The sequence below is a fragment of the Pseudomonas sp. DR48 genome, assembly GCF_019823085.1.
In the GTDB taxonomy this organism is placed as follows: Bacteria; Pseudomonadota; Gammaproteobacteria; order Pseudomonadales; family Pseudomonadaceae; genus Aquipseudomonas.
Window position 1 is genome coordinate 1,474,188 of sequence record NZ_CP081946.1, and the last position, 22,522, is coordinate 1,496,709.

A 22,522-nucleotide genomic window follows, 5' to 3' on the forward strand; every position below is an offset into this window, starting at 1 on the left:
CCCCTGTGGGAGCGGGCTTGCTCGCGAAAGCGGTGTGTCATTCAGCATTGAAGTAGACTGACACGACACCTTCGCGAGCAAGCCCGCTCCCACATTGGGTTGGTGTCGAGCCAGTTACACCGCCACATGCATAAAGCTCTGCGATTGCGCCAACGCAAACGGGCTGAACACCTGCCAATCCTGCTCACGCTGAAACCGGCCTTTAATGAACGGAGCTATCGGGCCGCTCAAGTTCGCTGCCGGCGCCAGGCTGTCCTGGTCAAAGTGCTGCAAGCCGAAGACTTCATCGACCAGCAACCCGGCAAACACCTCGTTATGTTCTACCACCAACACGCGACGTTGTTTGCGCACCGCTGACAGTTCATGGCTGGCGTCATTACCCGCGAAGAAACCACACAAGTCCATGATCGGCAGTAATCGCCCGCGCAAGTTGGCCACGCCCCTGACCCAGGGTTTCACCCCAGGAAGCTGAGTGAAACGCGGTTCATGCAGGACCTCGCTGACTTCGCCCATCGGCGCCACGTACCAGGCCTCGCCCAGGCGAAACCCGATACCGCTCCAGCGGTCCTGTCGGGTCGGCTGCGACGGCAAATCCGCCGCCAGCAGGCGACAGCGCTGATCAATCTGCAGCAGCCGTTCGAACGCCGTCAGCGACTCGGTCATGACGGGGCGATCAATCGGGCAATACGTTGTTCAGGGTTTTGATCAGGGTGTCTTCGTCGACCGGTTTGGTCAGGTAGTCCCTGGCGCCTTGGCGCGTGCCCCAGACCTTGTCGGTTTCCTGATCCTTGGTGGTGATGATGATCACCGGAATATGCCCGGTTTCCGGGTCTTTGGTCAGCTGGCGGGTCGCCTGGAAGCCATTGAGGCCAGGCATGACGATGTCCATCAGGACCGCGTCCGGTTTTTCCTGACGAGCCAGGGCCACGCCGTCTGCGCCGTTTTCGGCTTTCAACACTTCATGACCGTGCTTTTCCAGCATGCCGGTCAGTTTGTACATTTCGGTCGGCGAGTCATCGACGATCAGAATACGTGCCATGGTCTTCCCCATTCTTGTCGACGCCGAGCCCGCTGGCCGAACGTCACTGTGAGTGTCCTACTGCGGCAAAACGGCGGCAAAGCCCGGAACATGGGCCTGGATCGCGTTCAGCAGTTCTTCCTTGCTGAAAGGCTTGGTCAAAAACTGGTCGGAGCCGACAATGCGCCCCTTGGCCTTGTCGAACAGCCCGTCCTTGGACGACAGCATAATCACTGGCGTGGACTTGAACGCACTGTTGTTCTTGATTAAAGCGCAGGTCTGATAGCCATCCAGACGCGGCATCATGATGTCGACAAAGATAATGCCGGGGTGATTGTCGGCAATCTTGGCCAGGGCATCGAAACCGTCGATGGCCGTGATGACTTCACAACCCACATTCTTCAACAGCGTTTCGGCGGTACGGCGAATCGTTTTCGAATCGTCGATCACCATGACCTTCAAGGCGCTGGAATGCTGTTCCATAAATGCTCTACCGTCGCCTTTGCGAATCAATTTGTCCGTTTACGGATCTTCGGTGGCTCGAAACCCTTGATACTCAAGGGCCAGCATGACATGGCAGCCTTTTTAGCACAGTCTCCCACTCCAATCTATCGGGGGACCGGCACCGTGGTTTTTCCTTGACCGGGAACACCGTGGGCGCCAATCTGACGCCACTTTTTCGTGTCCATTCGGACCACCCTATTTCGAGGAAACACCCATGAGCGTTCGCGTCGGGATTGTCATGGACCCTATCGCCAGCATTTCCTATAAAAAGGATAGCTCGCTGGCCATGCTGCTGGCCGCGCAGAAGCGCGGCTGGGAACTGTTCTATATGGAACAGGCCGATTTGTACCAGGCCGAGGGCGAAGCCCGGGCGCGGATGCGCCCGCTGAAAGTGTTCGCCGATCCGCAAAAATGGTTCGAACTGGAAGCCGAGACCGACGCCCTGTTGAGCGATCTGGACGTGATCCTGATGCGCAAGGATCCGCCGTTCGACATGGAATTCGTCTACTCCACTTATCTGCTCGAACAAGCAGAGCGCGCAGGCGTACTGGTGGTCAACAAGCCGCAGAGCCTGCGCGACTGCAACGAAAAGCTGTTCGCCACGTTGTTCCCGCAGTGCACGCCGCCGACCATCGTCAGCCGTCGCCCGGACGTACTGCGCGAGTTCGCCGATCACCACGGTGATGTGATCCTCAAACCGCTGGACGGCATGGGCGGTTCGTCGATCTTCCGTCACACCGCCGGTCACCCGAACCTGTCGGTGATCCTTGAAACCCTGACCTTGCATGGCAAGCAGCAGATCATGATCCAGGGTTACCTGCCGGCGATCGTCGACGGCGACAAACGCATCCTGATGATCGACGGCGAGCCGGTGGATTACTGCCTGGCGCGGATTCCGGCGGCGGGTGAAACCCGTGGCAACCTCGCAGCCGGTGGCCGTGGCGAAGCCCGCCCACTGACCGAGAAGGATCGCTGGATCGCCGCGCAAGTCGGCCCGACCCTGCGTGAAAAAGGCCTGCTGTTCGTCGGTCTGGACGTGATCGGTGAGCACCTGACGGAGATCAACGTCACCAGCCCGACCTGCATTCGCGAGATTGATAATGCCTTCGGCACCGACATCGGTGGGCTGCTGATGGATGCGATCGAGAAGAAGCTGCAAGCTGCAAGCCTCAAGCCGCAAACTTGAAATACGCGACATACAGCTTGTCGCTTCAAACGTGTAGCTTGAAGCTAAAAACCAACATTGCGTTATCATGCCGGGCTTGTAAAAACGCGATGTTGGTTTTTTTCTGATGACACTCCCGTCCGATCTTCCCGTTGAACTCGCCCATCGTGGCGTGCGCCCGGCCGATCGCCTCGGATTTACCCTTTTTCTCGCGGCGCTGATTCACTTGGCCTTGCTGTTGGGCGTCGGCTTTACGATGGTCGAACCCAAGCAGATCAGCAAAACCCTGGAAATCACCCTCGCCACCTTCAAAAGCGAAAAGAAGCCTGCGAAAGCCGATTTCCTTGCCCAGGAAAATCAGGAAGGCAGCGGCACCCTGGATAAAAAGGCCATTCCCAAGACCACCGAGGTCGCGCCTTTCCAGGACAACAAGGTGCAAAAAGTCACCCCACCGCCAGCCGCCAAGCCTGAAGTGCAGGAAGCGCCGCCCAAGGCAGCCGTGACGACCGTCGCGCCGAAGCCGAAAAAAGCCGCTGCCAAGACCGAAGAGGTCAAACCCCAGACCAAACCCGCCGTGGCCGCGCCGACGTTCGACAGTGAACAGCTGTCCAGCGACATCGCCAGCCTGGAAGCGGAACTGGCCAACGAACAGCAGCTATACGCCAAGCGCCCGCGCATTCACCGCCTGAGCGCGGCCTCGACCATGCGTGACAAGGGCGCCTGGTATAAAGACGAATGGCGCAAGAAGGTCGAGCGCATCGGCAACCTGAACTACCCCGACGAGGCGCGGCGCAAGCAGATCTATGGCAATTTGCGACTGATGGTCTCGATCAACCGCGACGGCTCGCTGTATGAAGTGTTGGTGCTCGAATCCTCCGGGCAACCGCTGCTGGATCAGGCGGCCCAGCGTATTGTGCGACTGGCGGCACCGTTTTCACCGTTTACCGGGGATTTGTCGGATATCGACCGCCTGGAAATCATCCGCACCTGGAAGTTTGCCCCTGGGGACAGGCTTTCCAGTAACTGACCACCGCAAAACCCCTTGTGGGAGCGGGCTTGCTCGCGAAGGCGGTGTGTCATTGAGCAATAATGTCTAATGACACACCGCCTTCGCGAGCAAGCCCGCTCCCACATTTGATCTGCGTCGACTGCCAAATTGCGCCATCCCCAGCTTGTCAGTTTGCCCCTCCAACGCCACACTAGCGCACATGAAGAACGTCAGCCCCAGCTACCTCAAGCATCACTTCCTGATCGCCATGCCTCACATGGCCGACCCGAACTTTGCGCACACCTTGACCTACATCGTCGAGCACACGGCCAATGGCGCCATGGGGCTGGTGGTCAACCGTCCGCAAGACTTGAATCTGGCCGACATCCTCGAGCAACTGCGCCCCGATATCGAACCGCCGACGCTCTGCCAGCATGTGCCGATCTTCATCGGCGGCCCGGTGCAGACCGATCGCGGTTTTGTCCTGCACCCCTCTGGCAAGACGTTTCAGGCGACCGTTGATCTGGAGGGCGATCTTTCCTTGTCGACCTCCCAGGACGTGCTGTTCGCCATTGCCGATGGCGTCGGCCCGCCGAAAAGCCTGATTGCCCTCGGTTATGCCGGCTGGGAAGCCGGACAACTGGAGGCCGAGCTGGCACAGAACGCCTGGCTGACTTGCCCGTTCGATGCCGCCATCCTGTTCAACACCAGCAGCGAACTTCGCCTGGAAGCAGCGGCCAAGCGCCTCGGCGTCAACCTCAGCCTGCTCACCAGTCAGGCGGGGCACGCCTGATGGCCCTGCGCCTGATTCTGGGTTTCGACTACGGCACCAAACAGATCGGCGTGGCGGTCGGCCAGGTGATTACCGGCCAGGCCCGCGAACTGTGCACCTTGAAGGCGCAAAACGGGATTCCCGACTGGAATCAGGTCGAAGCGCTGATCAAGGAATGGAAACCCGATGCCGTGGTGGTCGGCCTGCCGCTGAACATGGACGGCACGTCCAGCGACATGTGCCTGCGCGCCGAGAAGTTCGCCCGCCGTTTGAACGGCCGCTACAACCTGCCCTTCTATACCCACGATGAGCGCCTGACCACGTTCGAAGCCAAGGGCGAGCGCCGTGATCGCGGCGGGCAAAAGGGCAGTTACCGCGACAACCCGGTCGATGCCATCGCCGCGGCCCTGCTGCTGCAAGGCTGGCTCGACGAAAACAGCGCGCTGTTCGAGTCCTGACCGCATCTAATTCTGAAGGGCCGCCGCAAGCGACTCTCTATAGCGACAACCCGAGCCATCACTCAAGCAACATCCGGCTCGGACCCAAGAAGGAGCAACCATGAGCCTGCCCAATCCCGCCGAACTGATCAGCCAGATGGCGATCCGTCTCAAGGCATACCTGGAACACCGTGGCATCAGCGCACCGCGTTACATCGGTATTCGCACCGGTGGCGTCTGGGTCGCCCAGGCATTGCTCGATGAACTGGGCAGCGATGCGCCGCTCGGCACCCTGGACGTGTCCTTCTATCGTGACGACTTCAGCCAGAACGGCCTGCACCCGCAAGTGCGCCCCTCGGCGTTGCCGTTCGAGATCGAAGGCCAGCACCTGGTGCTGATCGACGACGTGTTGATGAGCGGTCGCACCATCCGCGCCGCGATGAATGAACTGTTTGACTACGGCCGCCCGGCCAGCGTGACGCTGGTGTGCCTGCTGGATCTGGACGCTGGCGAACTGCCGATCCGTCCCAACGTGGTCGGCGCGAGTTTGTCGCTGGCAGCTCACGAACGGGTGAAGCTGTCCGGCCCGGAACTGAAGCTCGAACTGCAAGACCTCGCCCTTTAATTCGCCCTATTGAGAGTCCCCCTCGCGATGACGCCTCTACATACCAAGCGCCCGCTGCAGCTCAATGATCAGGGCCAGCTGCGCCACTTCCTCTCGCTCGACGGTTTGCGCCGCGAGCTGCTGACGGAAATCCTCGACACTGCCGACTCGTTCCTCGAAGTTGGCGCCCGGGCAGTGAAGAAGGTCCCTTTGCTGCGCGGCAAGACCGTGTGCAACGTGTTTTTCGAAAACTCCACCCGCACCCGCACCACCTTCGAGCTGGCAGCCCAACGGCTCTCGGCCGACGTGATCACCCTGAACGTGTCGACATCGTCGGCGAGCAAGGGCGAAACCCTGCTCGACACCTTGCGCAACCTCGAAGCGATGGCTGCCGACATGTTCGTCGTGCGTCACGGTGACTCCGGCGCGGCGCACTTCATTGCCGAGCATGTCTGCCCGCAAGTGGCGATCATCAACGGCGGCGATGGCCGTCACGCGCACCCGACCCAAGGCATGCTCGACATGCTGACCATCCGCCGACACAAGGGCGGCTTCGAAAACCTCTCGGTGGCCATCGTCGGCGACATCCTGCACTCACGCGTCGCACGCTCGAACATGCTTGCGCTGAAAACCCTCGGTTGCCCGGACATCCGCGTGATCGCGCCAAAAACCCTGCTGCCGATCGGCATCGAGCAATACGGCGTGAAGGTTTACACCGACATGACCGAAGGCCTGAAAGATGTCGACGTGGTGATCATGTTGCGCCTGCAACGTGAGCGCATGGCCGGCGGCCTGCTGCCGAGCGAAGGTGAGTTCTACCGCTTGTTCGGCCTCACTACCGCACGCCTGGCCGGGGCCAAGCCGGATTGCATCGTCATGCACCCGGGACCGATCAACCGAGGGGTGGAGATTGAGTCGGCGGTGGCCGACGGTCCGCATTCGGTGATCCTCAACCAGGTGACCTACGGCATCGCCATTCGTATGGCCGTGCTGTCCATGGCCATGAGCGGGCAAACCGCCCAGCGTCAATTCGAGCAGGAGAACGCCCAGTGAAGCTCAGCATTCTCGGCGCCCGTGTTATCGATCCGGCCAGTGGCCTGGATCAAGTGACTGATATCCATGTTGAAGCCTGCAAGATTGTCGCCCTGGGCGCCGCTCCGGCCGGTTTTGTCCCCGTCGACACCATTGATGCCAAAGGTCTGGTAGCAGCCCCGGGCCTGGTTGACCTGAACGTCGCCCTGCGTGAGCCGGGCTACAGCCGCAAAGGCTCGATTGTCAGCGAAACCCGCGCCGCCGCAGCCGGTGGCGTGACCAGCCTGTGCTGCCCGCCGAAAACCAAGCCTGTGCTGGACACCTCGGCGGTGGCCGAACTGATCCTCGACCGCGCTCGCGAAGCCGGCAACACCAAAGTCTTCCCGGTTGGCGCACTGAGCAAAGGCCTGGACGGCGAGCAACTGGCCGAGCTGGTCGCCTTGCGCGATGCCGGTTGCGTGGCTTTCGGCAACGGTCTGGAGAGCTTCCGCAATACCCGCACGCTATGCCGGGCGCTGGAATACGCAGCGACGTTTGACCTCACGGTGATTTTCAATTCGCAGGACCATGACCTGGCCGAAGGCGGTTTGGCTCACGAAGGCCCGACCGCCAGCTTCCTAGGTTTGCCGGGCATTCCGGAAACGGCGGAAACCGTGGCCCTGGCCCGGGACCTGCTGCTTGTCGAGCAAAGCGGCGTGCGCGCGCACTTCAGCCAGCTCACCAGCGCGCGCGGTGTGGCGCTGATTGCTCAGGCTCAGGCTCGCGGTTTGCCGGTGACTGCCGATGTGGCGCTGTATCAGCTGATCCTGACCGACGAAGCACTGATCGACTTCAGCAGCCTCTATCACGTCCAGCCGCCGCTGCGCACTCGCGCCGACCGCGACGGCCTGCGTGCAGCCGTGAAGTCCGGGGTTGTGTCCGCGATATCCAGCCATCACCAGCCGCACGAACGGGATGCCAAGCTGGCCCCGTTCGGCGCGACCGAGCCGGGCATCAGCAGTGTTGAACTGTTGCTGCCGCTGGCGATGACGTTGGTGGAGGATGGTTTGCTGGACTTGCCGACGTTGCTCGCACGCTTGAGCGCCGGGCCTGCCGAGGCGTTGCGCCTGCCTGCGGGCAAGTTGGCGGTAGGTGGGCCGGCGGACATCGTGCTATTCGACCCTGCGGCGTCGACCATTGCCGGTGAAACCTGGCTGTCCAAGGGCGAGAACTGCCCGTTCATTGGCCATACCCTGCCGGGCGTGGTGCGTTACACCCTGGTGGATGGGCGGATCAGCCACCAGGCGTAAGACCGCGTTGTACTCAATCGCGAGCAGGCTCGCTCCCACATGGATCTAATCGCTGTGGGAGCGAGCCTGCTCAAGATGGCTTACTGGAAAGTGCCTCTGTTCTGCGCGTTGCGCACAGATACCTGGTCATTCAACGTCCAGAAGTCATACAGCACCCCGACGAAGAACAACCCGCCCGTCACCAGGTACAGCAGACCGCTGATCCACTTCCCCTGATACATCCGATGCACGCCGAACACCCCCAGAAACGTCAGCAGAATCCACGCCACGTTGTATTCGATGGGCCCGGCAGTGAACCGCAGGTCCGCTTCGCGGTCCATGGCAGGGATCAGAAATACGTCAATCAACCAGCCGATACCCAACAAACCGAACGTGAAGAACCAGATTGTCCCTGTGACCGGCTTGCCGTAGTAGAACCGATGAGCCCCGGTGAAACCGAAAATCCACAGCAGGTAACCGATCACCTTGCTGTGCGTATCTTGATGCGGGCCAGCCTGTTGATAGGTGTTCATGAAGGACCTCGAATCACGCGATAGATAAATATTCTTTAATTCTTTGTGACTTTTTTACAGGTTGCCGACGTATGGCAAATGCTACTGTGTCTCCCGTCAAAGCCTTGTAGCACCTGACTTCTGTCAGACAATTGCGTCCATTTACCGCTTATTTGGTTCCGTTACCCCCTAGGTTGAATCGACCAACGGCCTCGGAACGGACAAAAAAGCTGTTATAAAGTTGCGCGCTTCCCCATATGAGCCCTGCCTAATGCGTCCATTTTTCAAGACATGGCTAACCATTTGCCTTTTGATGCCACTGGCCGCCCACGCCACCAATCGTGAGCAACGTCTTCCAAACGTTAATGGTTACACCCCAAAATCACACGTTTCTGCTCCTTCGAGCAAAAACAAACACAATGCAAAATTCTCAACGCAGTTGAGCAAAGCCAACGGCAAACTTGTTCCGCCAATGGCGACCAAGACAAGCAGCAATGTGTTGAGCCGCGCCGTGAATGTCCTCGGCACACCTTATCGTTGGGGCGGCAGCACCCCAAGTAAAGGGTTCGATTGCAGTGGTTTGGTGAAATACGCGTTTAACGACGCCACGTTTGACCTGCCGCGTACATCCAACGCAATGGCCAGTGGTCATGGCGAGAAGGTCAATCGTAACGATTTGAAGCCGGGCGACCTGATCTTCTTCAACATCAAGAGCCGTCGGGTCAATCACGTCGCCATTTACCTGGGCAACGACCGCTTCATCCACGCACCCCGTCGTGGCAAGTCGGTCACTATCGACACCTTGAAGAAGCCGTACTGGGAAAGCCACTACGTGGTTGCCAAGCGGGTTCTGCCAAAAGAGCCGAATCAGATGCGCGTCGTTCAGCGCTGAATTGAAATCCCGGGCCTGTCCCGGGATGATCGTTCCCACGCTCTGCGTGGGAATGCCTCAACGGACGCTCCGCGTTCGGCTCTGAAAGGGACGCGGAGCGTCCCGGGCTGCATTCCCACGCAGAGCGTGGGAACGATCAATCTCTCATCCTAAAAATTATCCGGCGACCGCGCCTTCTCCCGCGCATGCTCGCGGCTGATCACGCCCTTGGTCACCAGATCCTTCAGGCACATATCCAGCGTTTGCATGCCTAGCGACCCACCCGTCTGAATCGACGAATACATCTGCGCCACCTTGTCTTCGCGGATCAGGTTACGGATCGCCGACGTACCGAGCATGATTTCGTGCGCCGCTACTCGCCCGCCGCCGATTTTCTTGATCAGTGTCTGCGACACCACCGCCAGCAACGACTCGGACAGCATCGAACGCACCATCGACTTCTCATCGCCCGGAAATACATCCACGACCCGGTCGATGGTTTTCGCCGCCGATGTGGTGTGCAGCGTACCGAACACCAGGTGACCAGTCTCGGCAGCCGTCAGCGCCAGGCGGATGGTTTCCAGGTCACGCATCTCCCCCACCAGAATTACGTCCGGATCCTCGCGCAATGCCGAGCGCAGGGCCGTGGCGAAGCTGCGGGTGTCGCGATGAACTTCGCGCTGGTTGATCAGGCATTTGCGTGATTCATGGACGAACTCGATCGGGTCCTCAATGGTGAGGATATGGTGGTGCCGATGGTTGTTCAGGTAATCGATCATCGCCGCCAGGGTGGTGGATTTGCCTGAGCCGGTCGGGCCGGTGACCAGCACCAGCCCCCGAGGCGCCTCGGTAATCTTGCGAAACACTTCGCCCATGCCCAGCTCGTCCATGCTCAGGACCTTCGACGGAATGGTCCGGAACACTGCGCCGGCACCGCGATTCTGGTTGAAGGCGTTAACCCGAAACCGTGCGACGCCAGGCACTTCAAAGGAAAAGTCGGTTTCCAGGTGTTTCTCGAAGTCCACCCGCTGGGTGTCGTTCATGATGTCGTAGATCAGCTCGTGCACCTGTTTGTGGTCCAGGGCCGGCAGGTTGATGCGCCGCACATCGCCGTCGACGCGAATCATCGGTGGCAGGCCGGCGGACAGGTGCAAGTCGGACGCGCCCTGTTTAGCGCTGAAGGCCAGCAGCTCAGTGATATCCATAGCGCTCCTCAATTCCAGTAGAATGCCGCCAACCTCAGACCCGCTGGCGCCTTGATCCCAGTCTGAAAAGTCGCCGAGCGATGATCAGGCAAGGCAAAAGTCGGCGAAGAAGCGATGTTGACGTCAGTCAATGAGCATTCTGAGTCGAGTTTTAACGCCGCATGATCGAGTGCAGGCACTTTTCAGGCAGGATCGAATGTCCACGATAGCAGACAACATAGCCCTGGTTAGTTCACGCATCCGTGCCGCCGCCCTCGCCGCCCACCGCGACGAGCACAGCGTCCAGTTGCTGGCCGTAAGCAAGACCAAGCCCGCCGAGGCCCTGCGCGAGGCGTATGCCGCCGGCCTGCGCGACTTTGGCGAGAATTACCTGCAGGAAGCCTTGGGCAAACAGCTCGAACTGGCCGACCTGCCCTTGATCTGGCACTTCATCGGCCCCATTCAATCGAACAAGACTCGTGCTATCGCCGAGCACTTCGCCTGGGTGCACTCCGTGGATCGTTTGAAAATCGCACAACGCCTGTCCGAACAACGTCCTGCCGATTTGCCACCACTGAACATCTGCATCCAGGTCAACGTCAGCGGTGAAGCCAGCAAATCCGGCTGCACGCCGGCCGATCTGCCCGCGCTGGCCAAGGCCATCAGCGAACTGCCGCGCATCACGTTGCGCGGATTGATGGCAATCCCCGAGCCGAGCGACGATCGCGCCGCCCAGGATGCCGCGTTTGCTGCCGTGCGCGACTTGATGAAAAGCACGCAAGTCAGCCTGAACCTGCCGCTCGACACACTTTCCATGGGCATGAGCCACGACCTTGAGTCGGCCATCGCCATGGGCGCCACCTGGGTCCGCATCGGAACAGCCTTGTTTGGCGCCCGCGACTACAGTCAGCCTTGAACCATGGCCGACACACTTCTCTATAAGGACCTGACATGAGCAAGACACGTATTGCCTTTATCGGTGCCGGCAACATGGCCGCCAGCCTGATCGGCGGCCTGCGCGCCAAGGGTCTGGACGCCGCGCAGATCCGCGCCAGCGATCCGAGCGCCGAAACCCGCGCCAAAGTGAACGCCGAACACGGCATCGAAGTATTCGCCGACAACGCCGATGCCATTCAAGGCGCGGACGTGGTCGTGCTGGCGGTCAAACCGCAGGCAATGAAGGCAGTGTGCGAAGCGATTCGTCCACACCTCAAGCCGAATCAACTGGTGGTCTCGATTGCCGCGGGCATCACCTGCGCCAGCATGAACACCTGGCTCGGCGCCCAGCCGATCGTACGCTGCATGCCCAACACCCCGGCGCTGCTGCGCCAAGGCGTGAGCGGTTTGTTTGCCACCGCCCAAGTCAACGCGCAACAACGCCAGCAGGCTCAAGAGCTGCTGTCGGCCGTGGGCGTTGCCCTGTGGCTGGACGAAGAGCAGCAACTGGACGCAGTCACCGCAGTGTCCGGCTCGGGCCCTGCGTACTTTTTCCTGCTGATCGAAGCCATGACCGCTGCGGGCGTGAAACTCGGTCTGCCAGCGGACATTGCCGCCCAACTGACCCTGCAAACCGCGCTGGGCGCCGCTCACATGGCCGTCGCCAGCGATGTCGATGCAGCCGAACTGCGCCGTCGCGTGACGTCGCCAGCAGGCACCACGGAAGCTGCAATCAAGTCATTCCAGGCCGGCGGCTTCGAAGCGCTGGTTGAAAAAGCACTCGGCGCCGCCGCACATCGTTCGGCCGAAATGGCTGAGCAACTCGGTCGCTAATCAGCTCTTATAAAGGAATCAAAGATGCTCGGACTCAATGACGCTGCCGTTTTCATCATTAAAACCTTAGGCAGCCTGTACCTGCTGATCGTGCTGATGCGCTTCATCCTGCAACTGGTTCGGGCGAACTTCTACAACCCGCTCTGCCAGTTCATCGTCAAGGCCACTCAACCGCTGCTCAAGCCTCTGCGCCGGGTTATCCCGAGCATGTTCGGGCTGGACATGTCGTCGCTGGTGCTGGCGCTGATCATTCAAATGCTGTTGATCGCGGTCATCCTGTTCCTCAAGGGCTTCTTGGTCGACTGGGTGCTGCTGATACCTTGGGCACTGATCGCGCTGTTCTCGCTGTTCCTGAACATTATTTTCTACGCCATGATCATCAGCGTGATCCTGTCCTGGGTCGCCCCGGGCAGCCACAATCCGGGTGCTGAGCTGGTCGCGCAGATTACTGAACCGGTGCTTGCCCCGTTCCGTCGGATCATTCCGAACCTGGGCGGCCTCGATATTTCGCCGATCTTTGCGTTCATCGCGATCCAGTTGCTGCAAAGCTGGCTGATCCCACGCCTGGCCTACTTTGCCTTCATGCCACAGGGGTTGCTCGGCCTGATCTGATCGGCAGGCCCACCGCGTCATCGTTCATCGCGAGCAGGCTCGCTCCCACAGGATTGATTCAGTCCATGTGGGAGTGAGCCTGCTCGCGATTGCAACACCACGATCTGACTGAATGAAATCAGGCCCGCCCTTTGCTTGCTGCTCGGGGCAGCGGTCTTTAGACTTACGCCTCATTTCAACGAGAGCAGGGTCGATGCCAACTGCCTTTCCCGCCGATTCTGTTGGTCTGGTGACGCCGCAAGTGGCGCACTTCAGCGAGCCCCTGGCCTTGGCCTGTGGCCGTTCACTTCCAGCCTACGACCTGATTTACGAGACCTACGGCACGCTGAACGCCTCGGCGAGCAACGCCGTGCTGATTTGCCACGCCTTGTCGGGTCACCATCACGCGGCTGGCTTCCACAGCCCCGACGACCGCAAACCCGGCTGGTGGGACAGCTGCATCGGCCCCGGCAAGCCGATCGACACCAACAAATTCTTCGTGGTCAGCCTGAACAACCTCGGCGGCTGCAACGGTTCCACTGGCCCGAGCAGCATCAATCCAGAAACCGGCAAGCCCTTCGGCGCCGATTTCCCGGTGCTGACCGTGGAAGACTGGGTGCACAGCCAGGCGCGCCTGGCCGATCGCATCGGCATCCGACAATGGGCCGCGGTGATTGGCGGCAGTCTCGGCGGAATGCAGGCGATGCAATGGAGCATCACTTACCCCGATCGCATTCGCCATTGCCTGGCCATTGCCTCGGCACCCAAGTTGTCGGCGCAGAACATCGCCTTCAACGAAGTCGCACGCCAGGCAATCCTCACCGACCCCGACTTTCACGGCGGTTCGTTCCAGGAAGCGGGCGTGATCCCCAAGCGCGGCTTGATGCTTGCGCGGATGGTCGGCCACATCACGTACCTGTCGGATGACTCGATGGGCGAGAAATTCGGCCGTGGGCTCAAAAGCGAGAAGCTCAACTACGACTTCCACAGCGTCGAGTTCCAGGTCGAAAGCTACCTGCGCTATCAGGGCGAAGAGTTCTCCGGGCGTTTCGACGCCAACACGTACTTGTTGATGACCAAGGCCCTGGACTATTTCGACCCGGCGGCAAATTTCGACGACGACCTGGCGAAAACCTTCGCCAACGCCCAGGCCAAGTTCTGCGTGATGTCCTTCACCACCGACTGGCGCTTCTCCCCTGCCCGCTCGCGGGAACTGGTGGACGCGCTGATGGCGGCCAAGAAAGACGTCTGCTACCTCGAGATCGACGCTCCGCAAGGCCACGACGCCTTCCTGATTCCGATCCCGCGCTACTTGCAGGCCTTCAGCAATTACATGAACCGAATTTCGCTTTGAGGAAGACATGAGAGCCGATCTGGAAATCATCCAGGAATGGATCCCCGCCGGCAGCCGCGTGCTCGACCTCGGTTGCGGTGACGGCGAGTTGCTGACCTGGTTGCGCGACCACAAGCAAGTCACCGGCTATGGCCTGGAAAACGACCCGGACAACATTGCCGAGTGCGTGGCCAAGGGCATCAACGTGATCGAGCAGGACCTGGACAAGGGCCTGGGCAACTTCGCCAGCAACAGCTTTGACATCGTGGTCATGACCCAGGCGCTGCAAGCCGTGCATTACCCGGACAAGATCCTCGACGAAATGCTGCGCGTCGGTCGCCAGTGCATCATCACCTTCCCCAACTTCGGTCACTGGCGCTGCCGCTGGTACCTGGCGAGCAAGGGCCGGATGCCGGTGTCCGAGTTCCTGCCGTACACCTGGTACAACACGCCGAACATCCACTTTTGCACCTTCGAAGACTTTGAAGCGTTATGCCGCGAACGTGAAGCCAAGGTCATTGATCGGCTTGCCGTGGATCAACAGCACCGCCACGGGTGGGCCAGTAAGCTATGGCCTAATCTGTTAGGTGAGATCGGTATTTACCGTGTCAGCAGCCCCGGGCTGCAGGATCACAAGGTCGCTGTCTGAACCACGACATTCCAAGGAGAACGAACATGGGTCGTCTAGCGCTGTTTTTACTCACTGCCTGCCTGAGCGTCACCGCCATGGCCGCCGACGTCATCAAAAGCGAACGCCAGGAAACATTTGGCGATGTGACAGTGCACTACAACACCTTCAACTCGACTTATCTGACACCGGACATCGCCAAGGCCGCCGAGCTGATCCGCAGCAAGAACCAGGGCGTGATCAACGTGTCGGTGATCAAGGACGGCAAACCGCAGATGGCGCAGGTGAGTGGTTCGGTGAAAGACCTGACCAGCCAGAGCGTGCCATTGAACTTCAAACAGATCACCGAACAGGGCGCGATTTACTACATCGCTCAATACCCGGTGGATCAGCAGGAAATCCGCACCTTCGAGATCAAGGTGCAGAACGGCGATAAAATCAACACCATCAATTTCAACCAAGAGCTTTTCCCCGGCGAATGATCAACTTCACGCAACTCGTATTGGCCAGCCACAACGCCGGCAAACTCAAGGAACTCCAGGCCATGCTCGGCGAATCGGTGCAACTGCGCTCGATCGGCGAGTTCAGCAGCGTCGAGCCTGAAGAAACCGGCCTGTCGTTTGTCGAGAACGCCATCCTCAAGGCCCGCAACGCCGCGCGCATTTCCGGGTTGCCGGCATTGGCCGACGATTCGGGGCTGGCGGTGGATTTCCTTGGTGGTGCGCCGGGCATCTATTCCGCTCGTTATGCCGATGGCAAAGGCGATGCGGCGAACAACGCCAAATTGCTCGACGCGTTGAAAGACGTCCCGCAAGCCGAGCGCGGCGCGCAGTTCGTCTGTGTGCTGGCGCTGGTGCGTCACGCCGATGACCCGCTGCCGATCCTCTGCGAAGGCTTGTGGCACGGGCGCATCCTGACCCAAGCCAGTGGCGAACACGGCTTTGGTTACGATCCGCTGTTCTGGGTGCCTGAGCGCGATTGCTCCAGCGCCGAGTTGAGCCCGAGCGACAAGAACCTCATCAGCCACCGCGCCCGTGCAATGGATCTGCTGCGCCAGCGTCTGGGCTTGAAATGACCCACGATTCCTCTGCGTCGCCGCTGATCTTCGGCGGTGCCGCCCAATCGCCTCGGGCCGCGCTCCCCGTGCTGCCGCCCCTGGCGTTGTACATCCACATCCCGTGGTGTGTGCGCAAATGCCCTTATTGCGACTTCAACTCCCACACCGCGAGCCCCGTGCTGCCGGAAGAAGAGTATGTCGACGCGTTGCTGGCCGACCTCGATCAGGACCTTCATGCCGTTTACGGTCGCGAACTGAGCTCGATTTTCTTTGGCGGCGGCACGCCGAGCCTGTTCAGCGCCGATGCCTTGGGGCGTTTACTCAAGGGCGTCGAGCAGCGCATTCCGTTTGCCAGCGACATCGAAATCACTCTGGAAGCCAATCCGGGAACGTTCGAGCAAGAGAAGTTTCTCGCCTACCGCGCGCTGGGCATCAATCGCCTGTCGATCGGGATCCAGAGTTTCCAGGAAGAAAAACTCAAGGCCCTGGGCCGCATTCACAACGGCGACGAAGCGGTGCGTGCCGCCGGCATGGCGCGCCAGGCCGGGTTCGATAACTTCAATCTGGACTTGATGCACGGCTTGCCCGATCAGTCGCTGGAGGACGCCCTGAGCGACCTGCGCCAGGCCATCGCCCTGAAGCCGACGCACCTATCCTGGTATCAGCTGACGCTGGAGCCGAACACGGTGTTCTGGAACCAACCGCCGACGCTGCCGGAAGACGACACGCTGTGGGACATTCAGGAAGCCGGCCAGGCCCTGCTCGCTGAACACGGTTACGCGCAATACGAAGTCTCCGCCTATGCCCTGCCCGGTCGTGCGGCGCGGCACAACCTCAATTACTGGAGCTTCGGCGACTTCATCGGCATCGGCGCCGGCGCCCACGGCAAACTCAGCCATCCGGACGGACGCATTGTGCGCACCTGGAAGACGCGACTGCCGAAGGATTACCTCAACCCGGCCAAAAGCTTCAAGGCTGGCGAGAAAGCGCTGACCAATGACGAACTGCCGTTCGAGTTCCTGATGAACGCCTTGCGCCTGACCGAGGGCGTCGAGTCGCAGTTGTATCCGCAGCGCACCGGGCTGAGCCTGGACAGCCTCGCCGAAGGCCGCCGCGAAGCCGAACAAAGTGGCTTGTTGCAGGTCGAACCGTCACGTCTGGCGGCCACGATGCGCGGACAACTCTTTCTCAATGACTTGCTGCAGACATTTCTGAGCTGATTTCAGCCTTAAGGGAAAACGAATGGATTTGATACTCGACCTGCTCGCCACCGCATCCCGCTGGAGCCGTAGCAACCTGTCGGAAATCGCCCTGGCGCTGGTGGGCTGCCTGCTAGTGCTGTTCGGCGCCGACATCAAAGGCTGGGTCGACCAACGCCTGGGCAGCATCGCCGGCGCCTTGCGCGTCCCGCTGATGGCTCTGGTGTGCATGGTCGGCAGCGGCTTGGCGCTGATCTACGCCACGCCATGGATCATCAGAGGCCTGAGCCAGTTCAACAACTACAGCCTGGCGCCAGTGTTGTTGGTCGTACTGGTGCTCATCGGCGTAGTCGCCGACCGCCGCTGAATCTGCGTCACACACAAAACAAATGTGGGAGCGGGCTTGCCCGCGATGAGGCCATCACATTCAACATCGATGTTGAGTGTTAGACCGCTATCGCGGGCAAGCCCGCTCCCACAGTTTTTGTATTACGAATACTCTTTATTGCTTGTCGGCGACCTTCACTGCGTTGCGCATCATGGCGCTTAGCCCATGGAAGTCGTTGCAGCCCAGCGCTTCAGCTTCATCCAGATAGGCAATATTCTGACGGTCAGGCCGGTCATTTTCGTTTACCCGCGTCAGCGCCAGAATGTATTTGGCCTCGGCACGATATTGATCTTCGGTCAGGACTAGCGCAACGGCGCGAGCATGCATGGCCGCTAGCACACCCTGCTGCGGCAAGGGCGCCGCTTCGTCCACGAAGCATAGGGAATGCTTGGCTGGTAACGGATAGGCGTCACCATGGGCGTCAGGCTTTTGCAGCAATTGCTCCAGCGACTGCAAGTACTTCAGGTGATCCGCGTTGTGCAGATCAAACCTCTCGTATGCCTTATCACACAAGTGGTAATAGCCAACCGCAGCTGCCAGCAAACCTTGGTCCATGGCTTTTTGGTAAAGACCACACGTCTCTTTGCGCGTCCGCTCGGAGAACATCGGATTGTCCTGCAGGTTCGCCAGAAAATACGTTGCTCCAGTGTGTCCGCCATCAGACGCTCGTTTCAGATTGTCTACGAGCGCTTCCAAATCACCTTCCGCATTGCGCAGCTGCTCTGGACTGTACTTGAAAGCAGGTTCCCCGGCGGCTTCCAGCCTTAACCGTTCATCGGCGTCACGCTTGATTTTGTCGGCCACTCGCTGGGCGCTTGCAAAGTATTCATCGGGCGTGACGACGCGTTCGCATGCGGCGGAAAACAGCAGACTTAAAAACAGCGTGCAGGCGAAGATGACTTTCAAAACCCGTCTTCCTTTACAAGTAGGGACCTAGAGTTTTCGGCGGATCACCGCTGATCTTGAATACTGCATAAAACAAATGTGGGAGCGAGCTTGCTCGCGATGGCGGCCTGACAGTCAACTTGGATGTTGAATGATATGGCCTCATCGCGAGCAAGCTCGCTCCCACAGTTTTTACAGCGTTGGACTACTTAAGACTGCTTTTCGAACTTCAAATCCCACACGCCATGCCCAAGACGTTCGCCGCGGCGTTCGAACTTGGTGATCGGGCGTTCGGTTGGGCGCGGGACGCACTTGCCGTCTTCGGCCAGGTTGCGATAACCCGGCGCAACGTTCATCACTTCCAGCATGTACTCGGCGTACGGTTCCCAGTCGGTGGCCATGTGCAGAATGCCGCCCACTTTCAACTTGCTGCGCACCAGTTCAGCGAACGACGCCTGAACGATACGACGCTTGTGGTGACGGCTCTTGTGCCACGGATCCGGGAAAAACAGCATCAGGCGATCAAGGCTGTTGTCGGCGATGCAACGGTTGAGCACTTCGATCGCGTCGCAATCGTAGACTCGCAGGTTGGTCAGGCCCTGGGTCAGCACACCATTGAGCAGCGCGCCAACACCCGGACGGTGGACTTCAACACCAATGAAATCCTGTTCCGGCGAAGCCGCGGCCATTTCAAGCAGCGAATGGCCCATGCCGAAACCGATTTCCAGGGAACGTGGCGCCGAACGGCCGAACACCTGGTCGAAGTCCACCGGCGCGTCGGCCAATGGCAGGACAAACAGCGGCGTGCCCTGCTCCAGGCCTTTTTGCTGGCCTTCGGTCATGCGCCCGGCGCGCATCACGAAACTCTTGATGCGGCGGTGTTGGCGCTCGTCGCCTTCTTCCGTCTGGATTGGCGTGTCGTTTGATTCAGTCATCAATGGCTCTTACTTGATCAGACCATCCAGCGGCGAAGAGGCGCTGGCATAAAGTTTTTTCGGCATGCGGCCGGCGAGGTAGGCCAGGCGGCCCGCGACGATGGCGTGTTTCATGGCTTCGGCCATCATGATTGGCTGCTGGGCGTGGGCGATGGCCGAGTTCATCAGCACCGCTTCGCAACCCAGTTCCATGGCGATGGTCGCGTCGGAAGCTGTACCGACACCGGCGTCGACCAGCACGGGAATCTTGGCTTCTTCAAGGATGATCTGCAGGTTGTACGGGTTGCAGATCCCCAGGCCTGTACCGATCAGACCGGCCAGCGGCATCACCGCGATAACGCCGATTTCCGCCAGTTGACGGGCAATGATCGGGTCATCGCTGGTGTAAACCATCACGTCGAAACCTTCCTTGACCAGCACTTCGGCGGCCTTGAGGGTTTCGATCACGTTGGGGAACAGGGTTTTCTGGTCAGCCAGCACTTCCAGCTTCACCAGGTTGTGGCCGCCGAGCAGTTCGCGGGCCAGGCGGCAGGTGCGCACGGCTTCGATAGCGTCGAAGCAACCTGCGGTGTTCGGCAGGAAGGTGTAGCGATCCGGCGACAGGACTTCAAGCAGATTCGGTTCGCCCGCGTTCTGGCCAAGGTTGGTGCGGCGCACGGCGAATGTGACGATCTCGGCACCCGAGGCCTCGATGGCCAGGCGGGTTTCTTCCATGTCGCGGTATTTGCCGGTACCCACCAGCAAACGCGACTGGTAAGTACGACCGGCCAGGACGAAAGGCTTGTCGCTACGAACGATGCTCATGGGAAATCCTCTGTAGGGGTGAGGTTCTTGCAGAATTCTGTGCCCTTGCGGGCCGGGCTACTAGCCGCCGCCGATGGCGTGCACGACTTCGACGTTGTCGCCGTCGTTGAGAACGGTGTCGGCATGCTGGCTGCGCGGGACGATATCCAGATTGAGTTCGACCGCCACCCGGCGTCCGGTCAGTTCCAGACGGGTCAGCAGGGCCGCAACGGTTTCACCGTCGGGCAGTTCAAGGGATTCGCCGTTCAACTGAATGCGCATACCGAATGCCGCCATCATTTTTAGGGGGTGGCATTCTAGCCCGATCATGACCTAAAGGTCAGCAACAAGCGTCAAGCGGTAAGCTGCAAGCGCCAGGCGGCAAGGCCCAGGCAAAACCAGCCAACCAGGAATGCCAGGCCGCCAAAAGGCGTGATGATGCCAAGCTTGCTCACGCCAGTGATCGTCAGCAGATACAAGCTGCCGGAGAACAACAGGATGCCGATGGCAAAGGACGCACCAGCCCAAGTGATCAGGCGCCCCGGCATCTGCGTGGCCAGCAGCGCGACGCCCAGCAATGCCAGGGTGTGCACCAGTTGGTAGGTGACGCCTGTATGGAAAATCGTCAGGTATTCAGGGGTCAGACGGTTTTTCAGGCCGTGGGCGGCGAACGCGCCAAGGGCAACGCCGGTGAAGCCGAAGAAAGCGGCCAGCATCAAAAAGCCACGCAGCATGAAGAACTCCAGTCAGACTCGATCAACAGGGTCTGTATAATGGCCCGCTCAACGGGTTCGGCCAAGCCATCTCTATGCTGCGTTTATTTTTGCAACGATTCATCAAAGCCCTGCTGTGGTTCGCGGGCGGCAGCATATTGCTGGTCCTGATTTTTCGCGTGGTGCCACCGCCGGGAACGGCGCTGATGGTCGAACGCAAGGTCGAATCCTGGTTCGACGGCGAACCCATCGACCTGCAACGGACCTGGCAGCCTTGGGATGAAATCTCCGATGACCTGAAAGTCGCGGTGATTGCCGGCGAGGATCAGAAATTCCCGGAGCATTGGGGTTTTGACTTCGGCGCGATCCAGGCGGCGCTGGCCCACAACGAACTCGGCGGATCGATTCGTGGCGCCAGCACCTTGAGCCAGCAAGTGTCGAAGAACCTGTTTCTGTGGTCCGGACGCAGCTGGCTGCGTAAAGGCCTGGAAGCCTGGTTTACCGGGCTGATCGAAGTGTTCTGGCCCAAGCAGCGAATTCTTGAGGTGTATCTGAACAGCGTCGAGTGGGACGACGGAGTGTTCGGCGCCGAAGCAGCGGCCCGGCATCACTTTGGTGTCAGCGCTAAAGGTCTCAGCCGTCAACAATCAAGCTTGCTGGCCGCCGTACTGCCAAACCCGCGAGTGTGGAGCGCCAGCCATCCGACCAACTATGTTGCACGTCGGGCCGGATGGATTCGGCAGCAGATGAGTCAGTTGGGTGGCGAAAGCTATCTGCTGGAGCTCAACAATTCGCGGCGGGCGCCTTGGGATCAATAACACCGAAAATCCCCTAGTGGGAGCGGGCTTGCTCGCGAATGCGGTGCGTTAGGCATCATTAATGCTGAATGACACACCGCATTCGCGAGCAAGCCCGCTCCCACATTGGTTTTGTGGTGGTGCAGGAAAAACGGGCTGAAACAAAAACGCCCCGATCAATGATCGGGGCGTTTTTTATTGCTGGTTCGCAGGTCAGGCCGCGATCGACAACTTGAGCTTGTTCATCGCGCTTTTCTCAAGCTGACGAATACGCTCGGCCGACACGTTGTACTTCTGCGCCAGGTCGTGCAGCGTGGCTTTCTCTTCAGCTAACCAGCGCTGGTAGAGGATGTCACGGCTGCGGTCGTCCAGCACTTCGAGCGCTTCGTGCAGGTTGTGATTGGAGTTGTCGCTCCAGTCGGCATCTTCCAGTTGACGGGCCGGGTCGTACCGGTGGTCTTCCAGATAGTTGGCCGGCGACTGGAAAGCGCTGTCATCGTCTGCTTCCGCAGCCGGATCGAAGGCCATGTCATGGCCGGTCAGGCGACTTTCCATCTCGCGCACTTCCCGAGGCTCCACACCGAGGCTTTCCGCCACGCGGTGGACTTCCTCGTTATTCAGCCACGCCAGACGCTTCTTCTGGCTGCGCAGGTTGAAGAACAGCTTGCGCTGGGCCTTGGTGGTCGCGACTTTCACAATGCGCCAGTTGCGCAGGATGAACTCGTGAATTTCCGCCTTGATCCAGTGCACAGCGAACGACACCAGGCGCACACCCATTTCCGGGTTGAAACGCTTCACGGCCTTCATCAGGCCGACGTTGCCTTCCTGGATCAGGTCAGCCTGAGCCAGGCCGTAGCCGGAATAGCTACGGGCGATATGTACAACAAAACGCAGGTGGGCGAGCACCATCTGCCGAGCCGCCCCCAAATCCTGCTCATAATAGAGACTCTCGGCCAGTTCACGCTCCTGCTCCGGCGTCAGCAATGGAATGCTGTTGACGGTGTGCACGTAGGCCTCCAGGTTCGCACCCGGGACCAGAGCATATGCAGGTTGCAAAGAATTGGTCATACGAAAAAACCTCCGACTTA

Annotated in this window: 29 protein-coding genes; 18 read left to right on the plus strand and 11 right to left on the minus strand. The window is 59.8% G+C overall.

The genetic code is table 11. From position 1 onward, the window contains the following. Positions 1-114: 114 nt before the first annotated feature. The 3 genes from K5K95_RS06760 to pilG are packed head-to-tail and all read right to left on the minus strand — an operon-like array spanning position 115 to position 1,501. Positions 115-663 carry a chemotaxis protein CheW gene (locus tag K5K95_RS06760; RefSeq protein ID WP_222588833.1) on the minus strand — a complete coding sequence of 183 codons (549 nt, stop codon included), beginning with the start codon at positions 661-663 and terminating at the stop codon, positions 115-117. 10 nt (positions 664-673) lie between these two features. Then, positions 674-1,039: a twitching motility response regulator PilH gene (gene pilH / locus K5K95_RS06765; protein ID WP_222588834.1), complete on the minus strand. Its 366-nt coding sequence runs from the start codon at positions 1,037-1,039 to the stop codon at positions 674-676. Between the two features lie 57 nt (positions 1,040-1,096). After that, complete coding sequence (gene pilG / locus K5K95_RS06770) at positions 1,097-1,501, minus strand: twitching motility response regulator PilG (protein ID WP_008152601.1); 405 nt, start codon at positions 1,499-1,501, stop codon at positions 1,097-1,099. Positions 1,502-1,736: 235 nt separating this feature from the next. On the opposite strand from pilG, the gene gshB reads away from it, so the two are divergent. The 7 genes from gshB (at position 1,737) to K5K95_RS06805 (ending at position 7,809) form a co-directional block, all read left to right on the plus strand. Beyond that, positions 1,737-2,708: a glutathione synthase gene (gene gshB / locus K5K95_RS06775; protein WP_222588835.1), complete on the plus strand. Its 972-nt coding sequence runs from the start codon at positions 1,737-1,739 to the stop codon at positions 2,706-2,708. 106 nt (positions 2,709-2,814) lie between these two features. Further along, entirely contained in the window at positions 2,815-3,714 is a 900-nt protein-coding gene (locus K5K95_RS06780; RefSeq protein ID WP_222588836.1) for an energy transducer TonB, read from the plus strand. Positions 3,715-3,895: 181 nt separating this feature from the next. Next, complete coding sequence (locus K5K95_RS06785; RefSeq protein ID WP_090178629.1) at positions 3,896-4,468, plus strand: YqgE/AlgH family protein; 573 nt, start codon at positions 3,896-3,898, stop codon at positions 4,466-4,468. After that, entirely contained in the window at positions 4,468-4,905 is a 438-nt protein-coding gene (gene ruvX, locus K5K95_RS06790) for a Holliday junction resolvase RuvX (RefSeq protein ID WP_222588837.1), read from the plus strand. Before K5K95_RS06785 ends, ruvX begins: the two co-directional genes overlap by 1 nt. A 100-nt stretch (positions 4,906-5,005) precedes the next feature. Continuing rightward, complete coding sequence (pyrR, locus tag K5K95_RS06795; RefSeq protein ID WP_222588838.1) at positions 5,006-5,509, plus strand: bifunctional pyr operon transcriptional regulator/uracil phosphoribosyltransferase PyrR; 504 nt, start codon at positions 5,006-5,008, stop codon at positions 5,507-5,509. Between the two features lie 27 nt (positions 5,510-5,536). Beyond that, positions 5,537-6,541, plus strand: a complete 1,005-nt coding sequence (locus tag K5K95_RS06800; protein ID WP_222588839.1) for an aspartate carbamoyltransferase catalytic subunit — start codon at positions 5,537-5,539, stop codon at positions 6,539-6,541. After that, positions 6,538-7,809, plus strand: coding sequence for a dihydroorotase (locus K5K95_RS06805; RefSeq protein ID WP_222588840.1), 1,272 nt, complete (start codon positions 6,538-6,540; stop codon positions 7,807-7,809). The genes K5K95_RS06800 and K5K95_RS06805 overlap by 4 nt, the downstream gene beginning before the upstream one ends. An 80-nt stretch (positions 7,810-7,889) precedes the next feature. Here K5K95_RS06805 and K5K95_RS06810 read toward each other — a convergent pair whose 3' ends face one another. Further along, on the minus strand, positions 7,890-8,321 hold the full coding sequence (locus K5K95_RS06810; protein ID WP_090178619.1) for an NINE protein: 432 nt from the start codon (positions 8,319-8,321) through the stop codon (positions 7,890-7,892). Between the two features lie 250 nt (positions 8,322-8,571). Here K5K95_RS06810 and K5K95_RS06815 point away from each other — a divergent pair, with 250 nt between their 5' ends. Then, positions 8,572-9,192 (plus strand): C40 family peptidase, encoded by a 621-nt coding sequence (locus tag K5K95_RS06815; protein ID WP_222588841.1) that lies wholly within the window; start codon positions 8,572-8,574, stop codon positions 9,190-9,192. 149 nt (positions 9,193-9,341) lie between these two features. On the opposite strand, the gene K5K95_RS06820 is transcribed toward K5K95_RS06815, so the two are convergent. Then, the gene (locus tag K5K95_RS06820; RefSeq protein ID WP_222588842.1) at positions 9,342-10,376 is read right to left on the minus strand and encodes a type IV pilus twitching motility protein PilT; all 1,035 of its coding nucleotides are present in this window, start codon (positions 10,374-10,376) and stop codon (positions 9,342-9,344) included. A 196-nt stretch (positions 10,377-10,572) separates the two neighbouring features. On the opposite strand from K5K95_RS06820, the gene K5K95_RS06825 reads away from it, so the two are divergent. The 9 genes from K5K95_RS06825 to K5K95_RS06865 all read left to right on the plus strand — a co-directional run bounded on the left by K5K95_RS06825 (position 10,573) and on the right by K5K95_RS06865 (position 17,300). Continuing rightward, on the plus strand, positions 10,573-11,271 hold the full coding sequence (locus K5K95_RS06825) for a YggS family pyridoxal phosphate-dependent enzyme (RefSeq protein WP_222588843.1): 699 nt from the start codon (positions 10,573-10,575) through the stop codon (positions 11,269-11,271). 35 nt (positions 11,272-11,306) lie between these two features. Further along, positions 11,307-12,125 carry a pyrroline-5-carboxylate reductase gene (proC, locus tag K5K95_RS06830; RefSeq protein ID WP_222588844.1) on the plus strand — a complete coding sequence of 273 codons (819 nt, stop codon included), beginning with the start codon at positions 11,307-11,309 and terminating at the stop codon, positions 12,123-12,125. A gap of 24 nt (positions 12,126-12,149) precedes the next feature. Then, a complete protein-coding gene (locus tag K5K95_RS06835; RefSeq protein ID WP_208671040.1) occupies positions 12,150-12,737 on the plus strand; it encodes a YggT family protein in 588 nt (195 codons plus the stop codon). Between the two features lie 193 nt (positions 12,738-12,930). After that, complete coding sequence (locus tag K5K95_RS06840) at positions 12,931-14,070, plus strand: homoserine O-acetyltransferase (RefSeq protein WP_222588845.1); 1,140 nt, start codon at positions 12,931-12,933, stop codon at positions 14,068-14,070. Between the two features lie 7 nt (positions 14,071-14,077). Then, complete coding sequence (metW, locus tag K5K95_RS06845; protein ID WP_046029734.1) at positions 14,078-14,698, plus strand: methionine biosynthesis protein MetW; 621 nt, start codon at positions 14,078-14,080, stop codon at positions 14,696-14,698. Between the two features lie 26 nt (positions 14,699-14,724). Beyond that, positions 14,725-15,159, plus strand: a complete 435-nt coding sequence (locus tag K5K95_RS06850) for a DUF4426 domain-containing protein (protein ID WP_222588846.1) — start codon at positions 14,725-14,727, stop codon at positions 15,157-15,159. After that, positions 15,156-15,752: an RdgB/HAM1 family non-canonical purine NTP pyrophosphatase gene (gene rdgB, locus K5K95_RS06855; RefSeq protein WP_090178590.1), complete on the plus strand. Its 597-nt coding sequence runs from the start codon at positions 15,156-15,158 to the stop codon at positions 15,750-15,752. The genes K5K95_RS06850 and rdgB overlap by 4 nt, the downstream gene beginning before the upstream one ends. Beyond that, positions 15,749-16,954 (plus strand): radical SAM family heme chaperone HemW, encoded by a 1,206-nt coding sequence (gene hemW, locus K5K95_RS06860; protein WP_261398138.1) that lies wholly within the window; start codon positions 15,749-15,751, stop codon positions 16,952-16,954. The genes rdgB and hemW overlap by 4 nt, the downstream gene beginning before the upstream one ends. 22 nt (positions 16,955-16,976) lie before the next feature. Beyond that, positions 16,977-17,300 carry a DUF3392 domain-containing protein gene (locus K5K95_RS06865; RefSeq protein WP_222588847.1) on the plus strand — a complete coding sequence of 108 codons (324 nt, stop codon included), beginning with the start codon at positions 16,977-16,979 and terminating at the stop codon, positions 17,298-17,300. A gap of 135 nt (positions 17,301-17,435) precedes the next feature. Here K5K95_RS06865 and K5K95_RS06870 read toward each other — a convergent pair whose 3' ends face one another. From K5K95_RS06870 to K5K95_RS06890, 5 genes are all read right to left on the minus strand, one after another. Continuing rightward, a complete protein-coding gene (locus tag K5K95_RS06870) occupies positions 17,436-18,227 on the minus strand; it encodes a hypothetical protein (protein WP_222588848.1) in 792 nt (263 codons plus the stop codon). A 188-nt stretch (positions 18,228-18,415) separates the two neighbouring features. Further along, positions 18,416-19,141 carry a tRNA (guanosine(46)-N7)-methyltransferase TrmB gene (trmB, locus tag K5K95_RS06875; protein ID WP_208671036.1) on the minus strand — a complete coding sequence of 242 codons (726 nt, stop codon included), beginning with the start codon at positions 19,139-19,141 and terminating at the stop codon, positions 18,416-18,418. Between the two features lie 9 nt (positions 19,142-19,150). Further along, entirely contained in the window at positions 19,151-19,945 is a 795-nt protein-coding gene (locus K5K95_RS06880) for a thiazole synthase (RefSeq protein WP_222588849.1), read from the minus strand. 60 nt (positions 19,946-20,005) lie between these two features. Then, positions 20,006-20,206, minus strand: coding sequence for a sulfur carrier protein ThiS (gene thiS / locus K5K95_RS06885; RefSeq protein ID WP_222588850.1), 201 nt, complete (start codon positions 20,204-20,206; stop codon positions 20,006-20,008). A gap of 71 nt (positions 20,207-20,277) precedes the next feature. Further along, positions 20,278-20,658 (minus strand): DUF423 domain-containing protein, encoded by a 381-nt coding sequence (locus K5K95_RS06890; RefSeq protein ID WP_222588851.1) that lies wholly within the window; start codon positions 20,656-20,658, stop codon positions 20,278-20,280. A 74-nt stretch (positions 20,659-20,732) separates the two neighbouring features. Here K5K95_RS06890 and mtgA point away from each other — a divergent pair, with 74 nt between their 5' ends. Then, positions 20,733-21,455: a monofunctional biosynthetic peptidoglycan transglycosylase gene (gene mtgA, locus K5K95_RS06895; protein WP_222588852.1), complete on the plus strand. Its 723-nt coding sequence runs from the start codon at positions 20,733-20,735 to the stop codon at positions 21,453-21,455. Positions 21,456-21,647: 192 nt separating this feature from the next. On the opposite strand, the gene rpoH is transcribed toward mtgA, so the two are convergent. Beyond that, a complete protein-coding gene (rpoH, locus tag K5K95_RS06900; RefSeq protein WP_007897890.1) occupies positions 21,648-22,502 on the minus strand; it encodes an RNA polymerase sigma factor RpoH in 855 nt (284 codons plus the stop codon). Between the last annotated feature and the right edge of the window lie 20 nt (positions 22,503-22,522).